This is a genomic window from Roseibium sediminis (genome assembly GCF_008711325.1).
Taxonomy (GTDB): Bacteria; Pseudomonadota; Alphaproteobacteria; order Rhizobiales; family Stappiaceae; genus Roseibium; species Roseibium sediminis.
The window spans coordinates 50,843-64,545 of record NZ_VXDB01000018.1 but is presented as its reverse complement, the minus strand read 5'-3'; the positions used below and the strand labels follow the sequence as shown (position 1 = coordinate 64,545).

Here is a 13,703-nt window from a genome sequence, read left to right as displayed (position 1 = left end):
AATTGCACATCGCTCCCGACTTGACTCCTTGTGACGGTTGCCTTTCTTCTGGACTCCGTATTTTTACGTGTATCTTGAATGAAATGCGTAGTCACATGCCGGGCAGTCGATTTTCAGCTATGTTTTCCGCAGCCGCCTTGTTTGTCGGGCTTGGGGCTGCAGGGGCTTTTGCGCAAAATGATGAGCGGTTTGTGTACCGAAACGACAATGGGTTGGAAATCCGGCTGCTCGCGCAGGCGGGTGTCAACCTAGTTGGCGAAAGCAACCTCTTCTGGACCCTGTCGGACACGTTTGCCCGCAGTGCCGACTATGAGACCGACAAGGTCTGGGTGGAATACTACGCCAAACCCGGTGTCAGTATCTCCCAGACCCTCCCCGGCGATCTGTCGCTATACGGCAAGGCCTCTCTCGTTGCCTCCTACACGCAGGGTCTGGATGCCTATGACGAGGGCGACAGCGGGCGCATCACTCTGGAAGAAGGCTATGTCGGCATCGCCAAGCGCTTCAGCGCGCTGTCGGAGGCGGATTTTTCCGTCGGCCCACGCGAGTTTCGCGCCGGTACGGGCATGCTGCTTGCCAATGGCGGCTCCAGCGGATTTGAGCGCGGTGCGCTGAAATTCGGCCCCCGAAAGGCGTGGGAAATGTCGGCGCTCGCCCGCGCGAAACACGGCCCCTTTTCAGCGACCGCCTTTTATCTTGATCCGAACGAAGTTCCCTCCAGCGACAATGAGAACAGGCTGGCAGGGTTCGACATGCGCTATGACGGGTCAACCGGCGGGTTCGCTGGACTGACCTATCTGAATGTCTTGCACTCAAACAGCGCCTATCCGAGGGCAGCAGCTGGTGGCACAGGCGCGCCGACCATTCAACCCGGTGCCCGCGAGGGGCTGAACGCCGTCAGCATTTACCTGCGTTCAAACACGCTTGAGAACCCCTATGGCACCATGTTCTTTGCGCTTGACGGAGCCGTTGAGTGGAACGAGGAAACCGGCAAGGACATGCTTGCCTGGGGCGGGCGCCTGCAGGCGGGGCATACGTGGACGAAGGTTCGCTGGCTTCCGTCCCTCACCTATACCTACAAGACCTTTTCCGGTGATGATCCCTCAACCGCGCGGCAGGAGAGGTTCGACCCGCTCTATTACGACGGCAACCCGAGCACCTGGGCCACGGGATCGAAGTCCTCGATGACCTTCATCAATTCCAACGTTCAGGCGCATGAGCTGGCCTTTGCCATCAAACCGACACAACGGGACACACTGACCCTGCGCTATGCGCATATTCGTGCCAACGAGTTGCGCAGCCCCATTCAGTTCGGGCAGGCGACCCGGTTCGAGATAGCAGGCGGCGACAATATCGTTGCCGGAGTCACAAACGCCCATCTCGCCGATGATTTCTTTCTGGAATATAGCCGGATCGTCACTCCGAACGCCTATCTGACTGCAGGAATCAGCGCCTCCTTGCCCGGCACCGGGCTGGAACTGGCGGCGGGCCGCAGTCTTCCGGTCTGGTATGGCGGGTTCGTCAATCTGGTGATCAACTACTGACACAGCATCGCATTGCCCGGAGCATCGCGCTCCGGTTCACTTTTTGAGGTTTTGTATTCGAGGGATGGCATGATGAAACGGATCGGCATTTTCTGGCTCGCCCTCGGCGTTGGTGGCCTTGCCAGCCAATATGCAGCGGCGCAAGACAAGGCATCTTTGGGCGCGCAACAATCCGATCCCCGGGTCCTTGGCTGGATGCAGGGCTTTCCGCCGCCGCCAGACAAGCTGATCACCCAGCCAGATTCGGTCTATTTCAGTTTTCCAAAACTCCGCTGGTCCGTCTGTCACCTGCGTGAGTTTCTGCCGACAGAGGAAATCAGCCGCGGGCTTGGCGCCCCCTTGCCGCTCGCCTACGCCCCGCCAGTGGAATTTGCCGACCACCGGGTCGCCATTGACCAGCTGACCTTCACCCCAATCGGCAATACCGATCCGATGACGTGGGACCAATCGCTCCATGCCAACTACACGGACGGCATGCTGATCCTGCACAAGGGCAAGGTGGTGTATGAGCGCTATTTCGGCTGCCTCGATGAAGGCGGCAAACATGCCGCCATGTCGATGACGAAGTCGGTGACCGGACTGCTGGCACAAATCCTCGTTGCCGAGGGCACACTGGACGAAACTGCGCTGGTGAAAGACATCATTCCGGAAATCGGCGACAGCGCCTTTGCAACGGCCACGGTTCGTCAGGTCATGGACATGACCACAGGCGTTGCCTACTCGGAAGACTATTCGGACCCAAATGCCGATATCTGGACCTATTCGGGGGCCGCGAGCCCGCTGCCCAAGGCGCAGGACTATTCCGGGCCGGATGGCTATTGGGAATATCTCCAGCAAGTCAGGCCGGACGGCAATCATGGCGATACCTTCCACTACAAGACCATCAATTCCGACATGCTGGGCTGGCTGATCAGTCGTGTCTCCGGCCAATCCGTCACGGAACTTGCCTCAAATCGGCTCTGGAAGCCCATGGGCGCGGAACAGACCGCCTACATGACGTGGATGGCAAAGGCCTGCCCTTTGCTGGTGGCGGGTTGTCTGCAGGCCTGCGCGATCTCGGGCGTCTCGGGCAACTTGTGCTGAACAAGGGTCAGCTTGGCGGCAAGCAGCTATTCCCTGCTTCCGTTATCGATACCATCCGGACCGGAGGGACAAGAGAAAAATTCGCCGGGTTCCCGACACTGCCCGGTGCAAGCTATCGCAGCCAGTGGTGGGTGTTTCACAACAGCCACGGCGCCTTTGCCGCGCGCGGCGTTCACGGCCAGACCATCTATATCGATCCCAAAGCCGAGATGGTTCTGGTCCGGTTTTCATCCCATCCGCAGGCCAAGAACGGCTACATCGACCCAACCTCCCTACCCGCCTATCAGGCGGTTGCGGAGTATTTGCTGACTAGGGAAAATTGAGCTGAATGGCCGCCGCGGTTCCGATGAAACATCGGTCCAAAGATAAGAAAATACCCGGCCACAAAGGCCGGGTCATCATAACCTTTGACTGCGAATGTCAGGCAGCCGAATATTTTTCCGGCAAAGGTGCAAAAGACGTGTCAGCGATCATCTTGAGTTCGTCATAGACGCCGGGCGCGCCGACGACGACGCGGCAGCCGTGATGAACGGCGTGGGGAATGTTGACGGCTTCCATGCGGTTGCCAGCTTCTGCAGCGATGAGCATGCCGGCCAGACAGTCCCAGGAGTTCATGTGCGGCTCGATATAGCCGATCAGGCGCCCGGAAGCCGCATAGGCCAGCATCAGGCCGCCGGAGGCATTGCGGAAGAAAATCCCGCCCTTTGAAATGAGCGCACCGACAGCATTGACCACATCCGTTGCCGCCGTACGGCCATTAAAGCCGACCCCGGTGGAGCCCACAGCGACACTTGTGGAGGACGAAGCCGCGATCTTGCGGTCGTTGACATAGGCCCCCCTCCCGAGCGCCGCCCGGAAGGTTTCGCCGGTATTCGGCTCGCGAATGACGCCGATGACGGTTTCATCGCCGCGTACACAAGCCAGGATCACGCACCACTGCGGGATGCCGCTGACAAAATTCGCGGTGCCATCGATGGGGTCGATTACCCAAGTATAACCGGAGGTTCCCTCAACGGTGCCATACTCTTCGCCGACAATGCCATCATCGGGAAAGACTGCGGCGATTTCCTTGCGGACCAGAGTTTCAACGTCACGATCGGCTTCCGAGACAAGATCCTGATGGCCCTTGGAGGTGATGGTAAGCGTGTCCAGACGCCGGAAATACTCCATCCCCAGATTGCCGGCCTTGTGTGCCAGCGCCACCGCAAAATCATACCGATCGTTTGCCATCAAAAACTCCTGTTTCACAAAAAGTCCGGGCCGCTGAAACGACCCGGACAAATGGCAACCCAAGCTGCCCTTATTGGATTTTTCTTTTCCTCGGCTTCGCATAGGGGTTTTCGCCCTTGCGATAGGAAAAGCGGATCGGCGATCCGGGAATATCGAATGCCTCTCGCAGGTTGTTGACCAGATAGCGGGTATAGCTTTCCGGCAATTGCTCCGGCCGGGAACAGAAGGCCACGAAATGCGGCGGCCTTGTCTTCGGCTGGGTGAGATAGCGCAGGCGCACGCGGCGACCGGCAACCGCTGGAGGCGGATGGCTGCCCGTGACTTTTTCCAGCCAGCGGTTCAACCGTGACGTTGAAACGCGAGCGTTCCAATGCTCATAGGCGGTGAAGACGCTTTCCAGCAATCTGTCGATCCCCTGCCCCTGAATACCGGACAGGGTCGCGATCTGAACGCCGCGAATCTGGTTGAAATAGCGCTCGTTGGCATCGCGGATCTTCTTCCACGCCGCTTCCCGATCTTCCACCAGATCCCATTTGTTGATCGCAATCACCAGTGCGCGGCCTTCGCGGGCCACAAGGTCGATGATCTGCAGGTCCTGCTTTTCAAAGGAGTTCGTGGCATCCAGCGTCACGACAACGACTTCGGCAAACTTGATCGCGCGAAGAGCATCGGCAACGGACAGCTTTTCCAGTTTTTCCTGAACACGCGACTTGCGGCGAATACCTGCAGTGTCAAACAGCTTGATGTGCCGGTCGCGCCACTCCCAGTCGACAGAGATGGAATCGCGCGTGATCCCCGCTTCCGGACCGGTGAGCATGCGGTCTTCGCCAAGCATGCGGTTGATCAGGGTGGACTTGCCAGCATTCGGACGCCCGACAATGGCAACACGAAGCGGACGCTCCTTGGTGCCAACCGGATCGTCCTCTTCCTCGATCAGCTCACCGTCCTCGTCGAACTTCAGTTCAACTTCGGTTCGGGCTTCCTCAAGAGCCGCCTCTTCTTCCTCGGTAACCGCGTCCACATAAGGCTTCAGCGCGTCATAGAGGTCAGCAAGACCCTCGCCGTGTTCGGCAGAGATCGCGATCGGCTCACCAAGGCCGAGCGAATAGGACTCATACAGACCGCTTTCGCCGGCACGGCCCTCGGCCTTGTTGGCCAGCAGGATCACCGGCGTGGTGGTCTTGCGGGCAACTGCAGCAAAATGCGCATCGAGAGGGGTTACACCGGCACGGGCATCGATCACGAAGAGGATGGCATCCGCTTCCTCGATCGCCTCTTCGGTCTGGCGGCGCATGCGACCTTCCAGCGAAGCGGCATCAGCATCTTCCAGCCCGGCCGTATCCATGATGGTAAAGCGCAGATCGCCCAGTCGCGCCTCGCCGGGACGACGGTCGCGGGTCACACCCGGCGTGTCGTCAACCAGCGCAAGACGTTTGCCGACAAGGCGATTAAACAGCGTGGACTTGCCGACATTCGGCCGTCCGATAATGGCGACAGTAGCGCCCACGTTCCATACTCCTGAGTGACTGACCGGTTGTCCGGTCAGTTGAAGGCAGCCACGCCATCATCCCCGTGGAGCACAATGATGCGTCCGCCCGCCACGATAGGCGTTACAAAGACATCCGTGTTCACGTTGTTCGAGCCGACGAGACGGCCTGATGCGGCGTCGACCTTTGCGATGTAACCATCGCTGGAAAAGGCCACCAAAGTTCCATTAGCCAAGATCGGTCCTGCCCAGTTGCGCCGCTTTTTCTTCTTTTCGGGGCGAGGCAGTTCCGTTGTCCAGAGCGTATCGCCTGTTTTGCGGCTCAAAGCAACCATGCGGTTGTCCAGATCGATCATGAAGACGGCACTTCCCGACACAATCGGTGTGTGGACGCTGCCAAGATCGACACCCCACTGCCGCTGACCGGACTTGAGCGACACAGCAACAGTACGACCGGCGACACCGGTGGCATAGACAGTATCACCGGAGATCACCGGGCTTGCAGAGACATCCGCCAGACCGGAGAGCGCAAGCGTGCGGAAACCACGGGCAACGCCCTCGATCCACACCGGCTCACCCTTCTTGATGTCGAGTGCCATGATCTCGCCGGAAGAGAACGGAACGATCACGCGGTTTCCGGAGATCGCCGGATTGGCGGCAGACAGAAGACCAGCAGTTTCCTCGATCCCGACATAGGACCAGGCGAGAGAACCATCTTCCTGCTTGAGTGCGACAACCTCGTTGTTCTGGGTCACGACAAAGACATGGCCTGCACCGGCAGTCGGCGCACCGCGCGCCGGGCTGTCAAGATCAGCCGTCCAGGCAACCTGACCGGAGCCCGCATCAAGCGAGACAACCTGTCCATAGCCCGTAGCAGCGAAGACGCGACCGGACGCCGTGGCAACACCGCCGCCGGAAGCTGTGTCCTTTTCGCCTTCAGGGCGAAGGTTCTGGCTCCAGGCCCGTCCACCACCGGTCGACAGGGCAACAACCTCACCATTGGGCTTGTAGACGAAAATGCGGCTGCCGTCGGAAACCGGACGGGAGGAAACGCGCAAGGCTGCAGCCCCAAAACCGCCACCGGAAGATCCGACGCGGCTGGTCCATGCACGAGAGCCGCTTACGGAAATGGCCACATTGCCAGGATCATTGGAAAGGTCACCGCCGGAATTCGGCCAGCTTTGTCCACCGGTCGCAGACCCGATGGATGCAGGCTTCGGATCCCCGACGATACCGGCATCGGCATTGTCAAAAAGAGCCTGCCGCTCGCCTTCCAGAATATCCTCGCCGCCGAACGGGTTTATGTTGTCGGCAAATTCGGAAACACTGCTGCACCCGCCCAGAATAAGGGCTGACAGGCAAACACCTGCAAATGCGCGAAACGGGCCTTTTCCAAGAGTACTGATCACTGGGCATCTCCTGCCGCACCAAACTGGGAGCGGATCACTTCGGACAGGATTTCAACCCGGCGGGACACTTCCGACGGGGTGTCTTCATCGTCTTGCAGAGCGGCAATCCACTTGCGTGCATCTTCGGCATTACCAGCCTTCCAGGCGGCGAGAGCAAGAAGTTCGCGGGCGGCTGCCCGGAACGGTGCGTCTTCGCCTGTCAGCACTTCCACGCGGTCTGCAACAGCACCATAGCCTTCCATGTCGACCACAAGGTATCCGGCACGCAGGGCCGCAATCGACTTCAGCGCTTCATCAACCGAGGAATCACGAGAAATCGCATCAAACGCTGCAACAGCATCTGCCTTGCGGTCTGCCTTTGCCAGCTCGGACGCAGCGCGCAGACGCGCAAGCTGCGGATAACCGCCGGACGCACCGGACAGCCCTTCAAGGGCTGCAAGAGCTCCATCGACATCCCCGGCCTCGGACAGACGAACGGCTTCAAGGAACTTGTCACCAGCTTCCTGCGCCTGCGTTTCCTGCCAGTAGTGCCAGCCGCGATACCCACCGGTACCCAGAACGATCAACACGGCAAGGGCGATAACCCACGGGCCAAAACGGTCCCAAAGCCGACGGTATTTTTCCTGGCGGATGTCTTCATCGACTTCACGAAAGATATCGGACATGCGTGTCTCGTTCCCGCATTCTTGTTCTTCAGGCACCAGCCGAAGCAGCGCCGTTCAGGCTGCATTCTTCAATCGGCACCAAATGTTCTACACATTTGCTCCCCTGTAAAAGGAGCCGAGGTTGTTAATCAACGCCAAAGTGGCGCAAGTGAGGCAATCCGGCACACCAAAGACGGAAACCGGATCTCCGATGCACGTGATTAGGACAATGGAACGCCAATGACAAGCACGTGGCCCTGCAGGACGAACCAGACAAAGATGGCAAGACCCGCCAGGATGATCCCGACATCGCCAAAACGACGCTTCTCCGACAGGTGAATTGCAACGGAAGGTTCTCCATCCGTCCGCCGCTTCAGGGAAATGCGATCAATCACCGCCCAGGCCAGAAAGCTGCCGAAAAGCAGCACCGAGGCAAGGTCGCCGCGGACCAGAAGATGCGCGAATGCCCAGATCTTGACGGCCAGCAGCATCGGGTGACGGAACCGTGCCTTGATGCGCCCTTGAACATAGGCAGCAATCAACAGGATAAACACCGGCACCATGAGCAGCATGGTCAAGTGGCGCGTCCAGTGGGGCGGAGTGTAGAGAACGGGATTATCGCCGATGCGCGCTTCACCATATCCATACACAATCAGCACCAGCCCTATGATCGACAGGATCGAATAAAGACCCCGATAGGGCATTGCTCCAAGGCGGTCGACAAAGGACGCTCTCAGGCCGCTGGCCATGGGTAGGAAATGCAGCCCGAAGAAAAGGGCCAACCCCGCAATCAAGATAGTCATACGTCCCGCCTTGCTATTCCGGCGAAGAAGCCGGTCCACTCTCCGGTGCGGAGAGTGGTGAAGCGGAGCTTGCCAGTCAAGACATTTGTCCTGTTGCAACAAGTTGCTAGACGAAGACAAATCGTGTCGGAGCCAACCTTATGCCTTGAGCAACGCCCGTGCCTCGGCCGCGCCCAGCGCCGCCGGACGGCTGCAGGTTGTCCCGATATCTACAAAGGAGCCTGTTTCGCCGGACTTCAGGATAGATGTCATGACATCGACTGCATGAATCGCGCGATCAAAGGAACAGCGATAGTCCCGCCCTTCAAGAATGCCCTGCACCATATCGGCCAGACCCGCAGTGCGATAGTTTGCAAAGCGGTTCTCGCCATGGGTCTGGTTGGCGTTGCCCAACGGGTGATCGGAGAAATCAAGCGCCTCGGCACGCCCTTCCCGGTCCACGGCAGTTACCTCGCCACCAAAGAAGTTGGGATCCGGCACATAAAGCGATCCCTCCGTGCCATACAGTTCCATCGGATGATGGCGGTGAGCCCAGACGTCCCAGCTGGCAAGGAAGGTGATCGTTGCCCCGCTGTGGAATTCAAGCAGCGCCTGAATGTTTGTCGGCGTGCCAACCGGAATTTCCTCGCCAGCGCGCGGTGCGCTGGAGATGGTCCGCGTCGGTGTCGCCATGGAGGTCAAGGCTGCGACCCGCTTCACCGGTCCGATCAGGTTGATCAGGTTGGCGATGTAATACGGCCCCATATCCAGCATCGGACCGCCTCCCGGCTGGAAAAAGAAGTCAGGATTGGGGTGCCAGCTTTCCATACCGTGGCTCATGACCTGACAGGTGCCGGATGTGATGCGGCCAACACGTCCTTCGTCAATTGCCGCACGCGCCGCCTGATGCGCGCCGCCCAAAAACGTGTCCGGAGCAGACCCGACCTTCAGCCCCTTTTCCTCGGCCAAAGCCTTCATCGCCAAACCGTCTTCGAGTGTCAGAACCAGCGGCTTTTCCGAATAGACATGCTTCCCTGCAGAGAGAATATCCCGCGAAACTGGCCAATGGGCGTCAGGAACGGTCAGGTTCACAACCACATCCACATCATCAGAGGCGAGCAGCATGTCCACGGTGCCACCGGACACGCCGTATTCAGCAGCACGCTGGCGCGCCACATCTGCATAACGGTCTGCGCAGAAACGAATTTCGAGCCCCTTGAACAAGGGGGCAAGGTCAAAATAGGTCTTTGAAATATTGCCGCATCCGATGATGCCGACACCCAGTACGTCAGACATAATTCTTGTCCTTATCCGATGAATTTGCTGAGGCTTGCGAAGGCACGTCGGGCAAAGCGCTCAATGTCCTTGGGGTTGTCGTGCTCGACGATCAACAGATCAACCGGCGTGTCCTTCAAGCGATTGACCAGCCCCTGCCAGTCCATGATGCCATGGCCAACATCAGCCCAGCCATCTTCGTCAATACACTCCCCGGCCGGCGCAATGTCTTTCACATGAGCCGCCGACAGACGACCCTGATACTTGCCGATCCATTCAAACGGATCCTCTCCACCGCGCACGATCCACGCGATGTCGGCTTCCCAGGAAATGGATGGCGCGGCTTCAAGCAGCACATCCATGGGAATACGACCATCCGGCAACCGGTGAAACTCGAAGTCATGATTGTGCCAGCCGAAGACAAAGCCAGCCGCTGTCACCTGTTCCCAAATGGCCTGAAGTCGTTGTCCCAGTTCTTGCCAGCCTTGCGTGTTTTTCGGGCGTTCGCTCTCATCCAGATAGGGACAATAGATCCGGCTCATTCCAAGCGTCTTGGCAACATTGATTGCCCGATCCGTCTCGTCTTCCAGCATCTGCAAGGAGAAATGCCCCGATGGCATGGTCAATCCGGCGGCCTGCAGCGCCTCAACAGTTTCCTCGGGGACGTCGTATTGCGCTCCATAACCTTCGACATGCGCATAGCCCACACCGGAGAGAAGCTTCAGCAGATCTGAAAATTTGGCAGCATTACGGGCACTGTAGAGCTGAAACGAGATTGCGGTCATCGGAAACCCTGACAAGAAATCGAACTGACGATACGTCAAACATGTTTTTTGCGCGAAATACAGGGCCGAACCCCAACCGAGGTCAAATTCCCCATGCTTTTCTGAAAGTTTTTCAGTCTGGTAGTGAACCAAACAACACTACACGCGTAGAGAAGTAACAAGTGCTGTACGAAGTCAGGCCCATCGAGATGCTGTCATTCCTGAACCGCCTCCTCCCCGCCACTCTCATCTCTGTCTGGACAGGTGGAGCTGGTATGGCGCAGCCCAATGTCGACAGCAGTTTTTCGGCTCATGACTTTGTCTTTTCTCTCCCGAATGGCGAAGACCTCCCGCTTGCCGAATTTCGCGGAAGGCCGATCCTGATCGTCAACACGGCGTCCGAATGCGGGTTCAAGGCCCAGCTCGGCGACCTGCAAGCCCTACAGGCAGATTACGGCGAGCGCGGACTGGTTATTCTGGCCGTCCCCTCGAACGATTTTGGCGGTCAGGAACCCCGCTCGGAAGAGGAACTGACAGGCTATTGTCAGGCCCAATACGGCGCGACCTATACGATCACCTCCGAGACCCATGTGAAAGGAAAGGAAGCGCACCCATTCTACAAGTGGGCAACCGAACAATACGGCGTCACGGCTCGTCCCTACTGGAACTTTCACAAATATCTCATAGGTCCCGATGGTCAGCTCGCAACCTGGTTTTCAACGCCGACGCGGCCGACTTCAAAAGACGTCAGAAAAGCAATTGAGGACCAACTGAATCGAATGCACGAGCAAGGCATGAGCAACTGACATTGCTCTTGAAGCATGACTTGAGACGGACAAAAGAAAATGAAACCCCTCGTTCCTTCTGAAGACATTCCGGCCCCATCGGACCTTGCCGCCCCATCGACCACAATTCCTCAATCTGCCTTATGGCTCACCGCTAGCGGATACATTCCCTTTGCGATCTTATCCTTGGCAAGTCTGCTGGCTCCCGCGCCGTTTCAGCCCCAAATCGGGATAGCGCTGCTTCTTTACGGCGCGATCATTCTCTCCTTTCTCGGAGGAATTCACTGGGGCGTGGAAATGGCACATGGAGCGCAATCCGGCAGTCCGCCGAATCTCTTGGCACTTGCAATCAGCACCGCTCCCTCATTGATCGCGTGGGCAAGTCTTGCACTGCCACACCCTTTTCATTCAGTAGGGCTTGGCATCGGTTTTTTGCTGATTTTGACCTATGACCTGCGTTGCAAGAAGACCGGCCGCGTCCCGGACTGGTATCCGAAACTTCGCATACCGGTCACACTGGCCGTACTTGTTGCTCTTTTGGTGCCGAACGCCTTTTAAAGACAGAGATCGGCAATCAGTTTGTCGCAGCTTGTCCGCAGCCCCGGCAGGTGCCGCGAAGCTCGATTGTCGTCTTGGCCGGACTGAAACCGCAGTCACCAGCCCATTTGGACAAATCCTTCAACGCCGCGTCTGGAGTGAATTCCAGAACGTTGCCGCAGGTCTCGCAGATCGCAAAGGCAACTGCGTGATGCTGAGAACAGCCAGGATGCGAGCAGGCTACAAACGCATTGAGACTTTCCAGTCTGTGCACCAGTCCAAAATCCAGCAATTTCTCGAGTGCCCGGTAAACCTGTAGCGGCGCGCGGAACCCCTCATCGCGCAGCAGGTCGAGAATGGCATAGGCCGTCAGAGGGCCATCTGCCCTGTTCAACGTCCCAAAGACCAGTGACTGGTTCTTTGTCAATTCCGGGTGAGAATGCGTGCCCACGATCCGTCCGTCTCCCTGTCTTATCCTGATATGCCCTTCGACCCCGGCCATGGCAAGATGGACAGGATAAAGATCGCTGTCCCGGCAACCACGATGCTCGGGCCGGCAGGAGTATCGAAATTCAGCGAGCTGAACAGCCCCGCAAGCACCGACACGATCCCGAGACCCGCTGCAAAAAACGCCATTTGCTCAGGACTTGCAGACAAACGACGGGCAGCAGCGGCCGGGATGATCAAAAGCGCGGTGATGAGCAGTACGCCGACGACCTTGATCGCAATCGAGATGACGGCAGCCATCAACAACATGAAAATGATATTGACCTTATCGGGGTCCATGCCTTCGGCCGCTGCAAGGTCCGGGTTGACCGTCGCTGCAAAAAGCCTCTTCCAGACAAGGCACAAGACGCCGATCACCAAGGCCCCACCTGCGTAGATGGTCAGCACATCAAATTTTGATACGGCCAGAATATCGCCAAACAACAATCCGGTTAGATCCACCCTCACCCATGTCATGAAGGCAAGGCAAACCAGGCCTAGCGCCAGCGCGGAATGTGACAGGAGCCCCAACAAGGCGTCCGTAGACAATGTGTCCGTCCGCCTGAGGGCAAGCATCGCCATGGCGACGGCGACACTGACCGCAAATACGGCGACCGTTGTGTTCACTTCGATCAACAGGGACAACGCCACGCCCAAAAGCGCCGCATGTGCCAGCGTATCACCGAAATAGGCCATTCGCCTCCAGACGATGAAGCATCCAAGCGGACCGGCAACGATTGCAACACCGACTCCGGCCAGAACTGCACGCACGAAGAAATCATCGAGCATGATGGTCTCCCGCTACGTGGCTATGGCTGTGGTCATGGGAATGATCATGCGCTTCATGGCCCTTGCCATGGTGCTCATGAGCATGATCCTGCGGTCCATGAACGTGATCGCAGCAATTCTGGTGGATCGACCCGTCGGAATGCTGAACCCGCCCGTCTGGCAAGTGAACGTGATCGTGATGGTGTTCGTAAACCGCCAATGCTCCGCTGGCACGAGCGCCAAACAAGGTCTTGAACGCCTCGCTCTCGGAAACATCGCGTGGCGTGCCCTGACAACAAACGTGACCGTTGAGGCAGACGACACGGTCTGTTGCCGCCATCACAACATGCAAATCGTGGGAAATCATCAAGATGCCGCAGCCAAGGTCCGAGCGGATACGGGCAATCAAATCGTAGATCGCGATCTCACCGGAATAATCGACCCCCTGCACGGGCTCATCAAGAACCAGCAAATCCGGCTGCATGGCAATGGCTCTTGCCAGCATGACCCGTTGCATTTGTCCGCCGGACAGATGCCGCACTTCGGACGCACGCAGATGGGCAACACCGGTGCAGTCAAGCGCCTCATCAACCTGTCTTTGCCCCGGCTTGGCGGTCAACCGCATGAAACGTTCGACGGAGAGCGGCAGCGTCCAGTCGATCATCAGTTTTTGTGGGACATAGCCGATTTTCAAGCCCGAGCGACGGGCCGCGGTTCCCTCACTCGGCTTCAGGATACCAAGGGCCATCTTGGCGCTTGTCGACTTGCCGGATCCATTCGGACCGATCAGCGTCACAATTTCCTTCGGAGAGACCGTGAGGTCCACTCCCCGCACAAGCCACGCGCCTGATCGCTGAATGCCTGCGCCCTTCAATTCAACAAGCGGACTTTGGCTAACTACCATTTCAAG

General features: G+C 58.1%; 15 protein-coding genes. 5 read left to right on the top strand and 10 right to left on the bottom strand.

The features are described from left to right. Positions 1-119 precede the first annotated feature (119 nt). The 3 genes from F0155_RS17145 to F0155_RS24085 all read left to right on the top strand — a co-directional run bounded on the left by F0155_RS17145 (position 120) and on the right by F0155_RS24085 (position 2,950). On the top strand, positions 120-1,544 hold the full coding sequence (locus F0155_RS17145) for an alginate export family protein (RefSeq protein ID WP_192913832.1): 1,425 nt from the start codon (positions 120-122) through the stop codon (positions 1,542-1,544). 69 nt (positions 1,545-1,613) lie between these two features. After that, the gene (locus F0155_RS17140) at positions 1,614-2,627 is read left to right on the top strand and encodes a serine hydrolase domain-containing protein (protein ID WP_342212482.1); all 1,014 of its coding nucleotides are present in this window, start codon (positions 1,614-1,616) and stop codon (positions 2,625-2,627) included. Beyond that, on the top strand, positions 2,579-2,950 hold the full coding sequence (locus F0155_RS24085) for a hypothetical protein (protein WP_342212481.1): 372 nt from the start codon (positions 2,579-2,581) through the stop codon (positions 2,948-2,950). Before F0155_RS17140 ends, F0155_RS24085 begins: the two co-directional genes overlap by 49 nt. 97 nt (positions 2,951-3,047) lie before the next feature. Here F0155_RS24085 and F0155_RS17135 read toward each other — a convergent pair whose 3' ends face one another. The 7 genes from F0155_RS17135 to F0155_RS17105 form a co-directional block, all read right to left on the bottom strand. Continuing rightward, the gene (locus F0155_RS17135; protein ID WP_150525771.1) at positions 3,048-3,857 is read right to left on the bottom strand and encodes an inositol monophosphatase family protein; all 810 of its coding nucleotides are present in this window, start codon (positions 3,855-3,857) and stop codon (positions 3,048-3,050) included. Positions 3,858-3,927: 70 nt separating this feature from the next. Further along, a complete protein-coding gene (gene der, locus F0155_RS17130) occupies positions 3,928-5,364 on the bottom strand; it encodes a ribosome biogenesis GTPase Der (protein ID WP_150525770.1) in 1,437 nt (478 codons plus the stop codon). Between the two features lie 35 nt (positions 5,365-5,399). Beyond that, positions 5,400-6,752, bottom strand: a complete 1,353-nt coding sequence (locus F0155_RS17125) for an outer membrane protein assembly factor BamB family protein (protein WP_208999335.1) — start codon at positions 6,750-6,752, stop codon at positions 5,400-5,402. Further along, entirely contained in the window at positions 6,749-7,417 is a 669-nt protein-coding gene (locus F0155_RS17120) for a tetratricopeptide repeat protein (protein ID WP_150525769.1), read from the bottom strand. Before F0155_RS17120 ends, F0155_RS17125 begins: the two co-directional genes overlap by 4 nt. Positions 7,418-7,617: 200 nt before the next feature. After that, entirely contained in the window at positions 7,618-8,199 is a 582-nt protein-coding gene (locus F0155_RS17115; protein WP_150525768.1) for an NnrU family protein, read from the bottom strand. 138 nt (positions 8,200-8,337) lie between these two features. After that, positions 8,338-9,474: a Gfo/Idh/MocA family protein gene (locus tag F0155_RS17110; protein ID WP_150525767.1), complete on the bottom strand. Its 1,137-nt coding sequence runs from the start codon at positions 9,472-9,474 to the stop codon at positions 8,338-8,340. A gap of 11 nt (positions 9,475-9,485) precedes the next feature. Then, positions 9,486-10,238 (bottom strand): sugar phosphate isomerase/epimerase family protein, encoded by a 753-nt coding sequence (locus F0155_RS17105; RefSeq protein WP_150525766.1) that lies wholly within the window; start codon positions 10,236-10,238, stop codon positions 9,486-9,488. Between the two features lie 161 nt (positions 10,239-10,399). Between F0155_RS17105 and F0155_RS17100 the strand changes: the two genes are divergently transcribed. Together F0155_RS17100 and F0155_RS17095 are read left to right on the top strand one after the other, a co-directional pair. After that, positions 10,400-11,023 (top strand): glutathione peroxidase, encoded by a 624-nt coding sequence (locus F0155_RS17100; protein ID WP_208999334.1) that lies wholly within the window; start codon positions 10,400-10,402, stop codon positions 11,021-11,023. 39 nt (positions 11,024-11,062) lie between these two features. Further along, on the top strand, positions 11,063-11,560 hold the full coding sequence (locus tag F0155_RS17095; protein ID WP_150525765.1) for a DUF3429 domain-containing protein: 498 nt from the start codon (positions 11,063-11,065) through the stop codon (positions 11,558-11,560). A gap of 16 nt (positions 11,561-11,576) precedes the next feature. Here F0155_RS17095 and F0155_RS17090 read toward each other — a convergent pair whose 3' ends face one another. The 3 genes from F0155_RS17090 to F0155_RS17080 are packed head-to-tail and all read right to left on the bottom strand — an operon-like array spanning position 11,577 to position 13,697. Beyond that, positions 11,577-11,990 carry a Fur family transcriptional regulator gene (locus F0155_RS17090; RefSeq protein WP_244303536.1) on the bottom strand — a complete coding sequence of 138 codons (414 nt, stop codon included), beginning with the start codon at positions 11,988-11,990 and terminating at the stop codon, positions 11,577-11,579. Positions 11,991-12,010: 20 nt separating this feature from the next. Next, a complete protein-coding gene (locus F0155_RS17085; RefSeq protein ID WP_150525763.1) occupies positions 12,011-12,814 on the bottom strand; it encodes a metal ABC transporter permease in 804 nt (267 codons plus the stop codon). Next, entirely contained in the window at positions 12,804-13,697 is an 894-nt protein-coding gene (locus tag F0155_RS17080) for an ATP-binding cassette domain-containing protein (RefSeq protein ID WP_150525762.1), read from the bottom strand. The genes F0155_RS17085 and F0155_RS17080 overlap by 11 nt, the downstream gene beginning before the upstream one ends. Between the last annotated feature and the right edge of the window lie 6 nt (positions 13,698-13,703).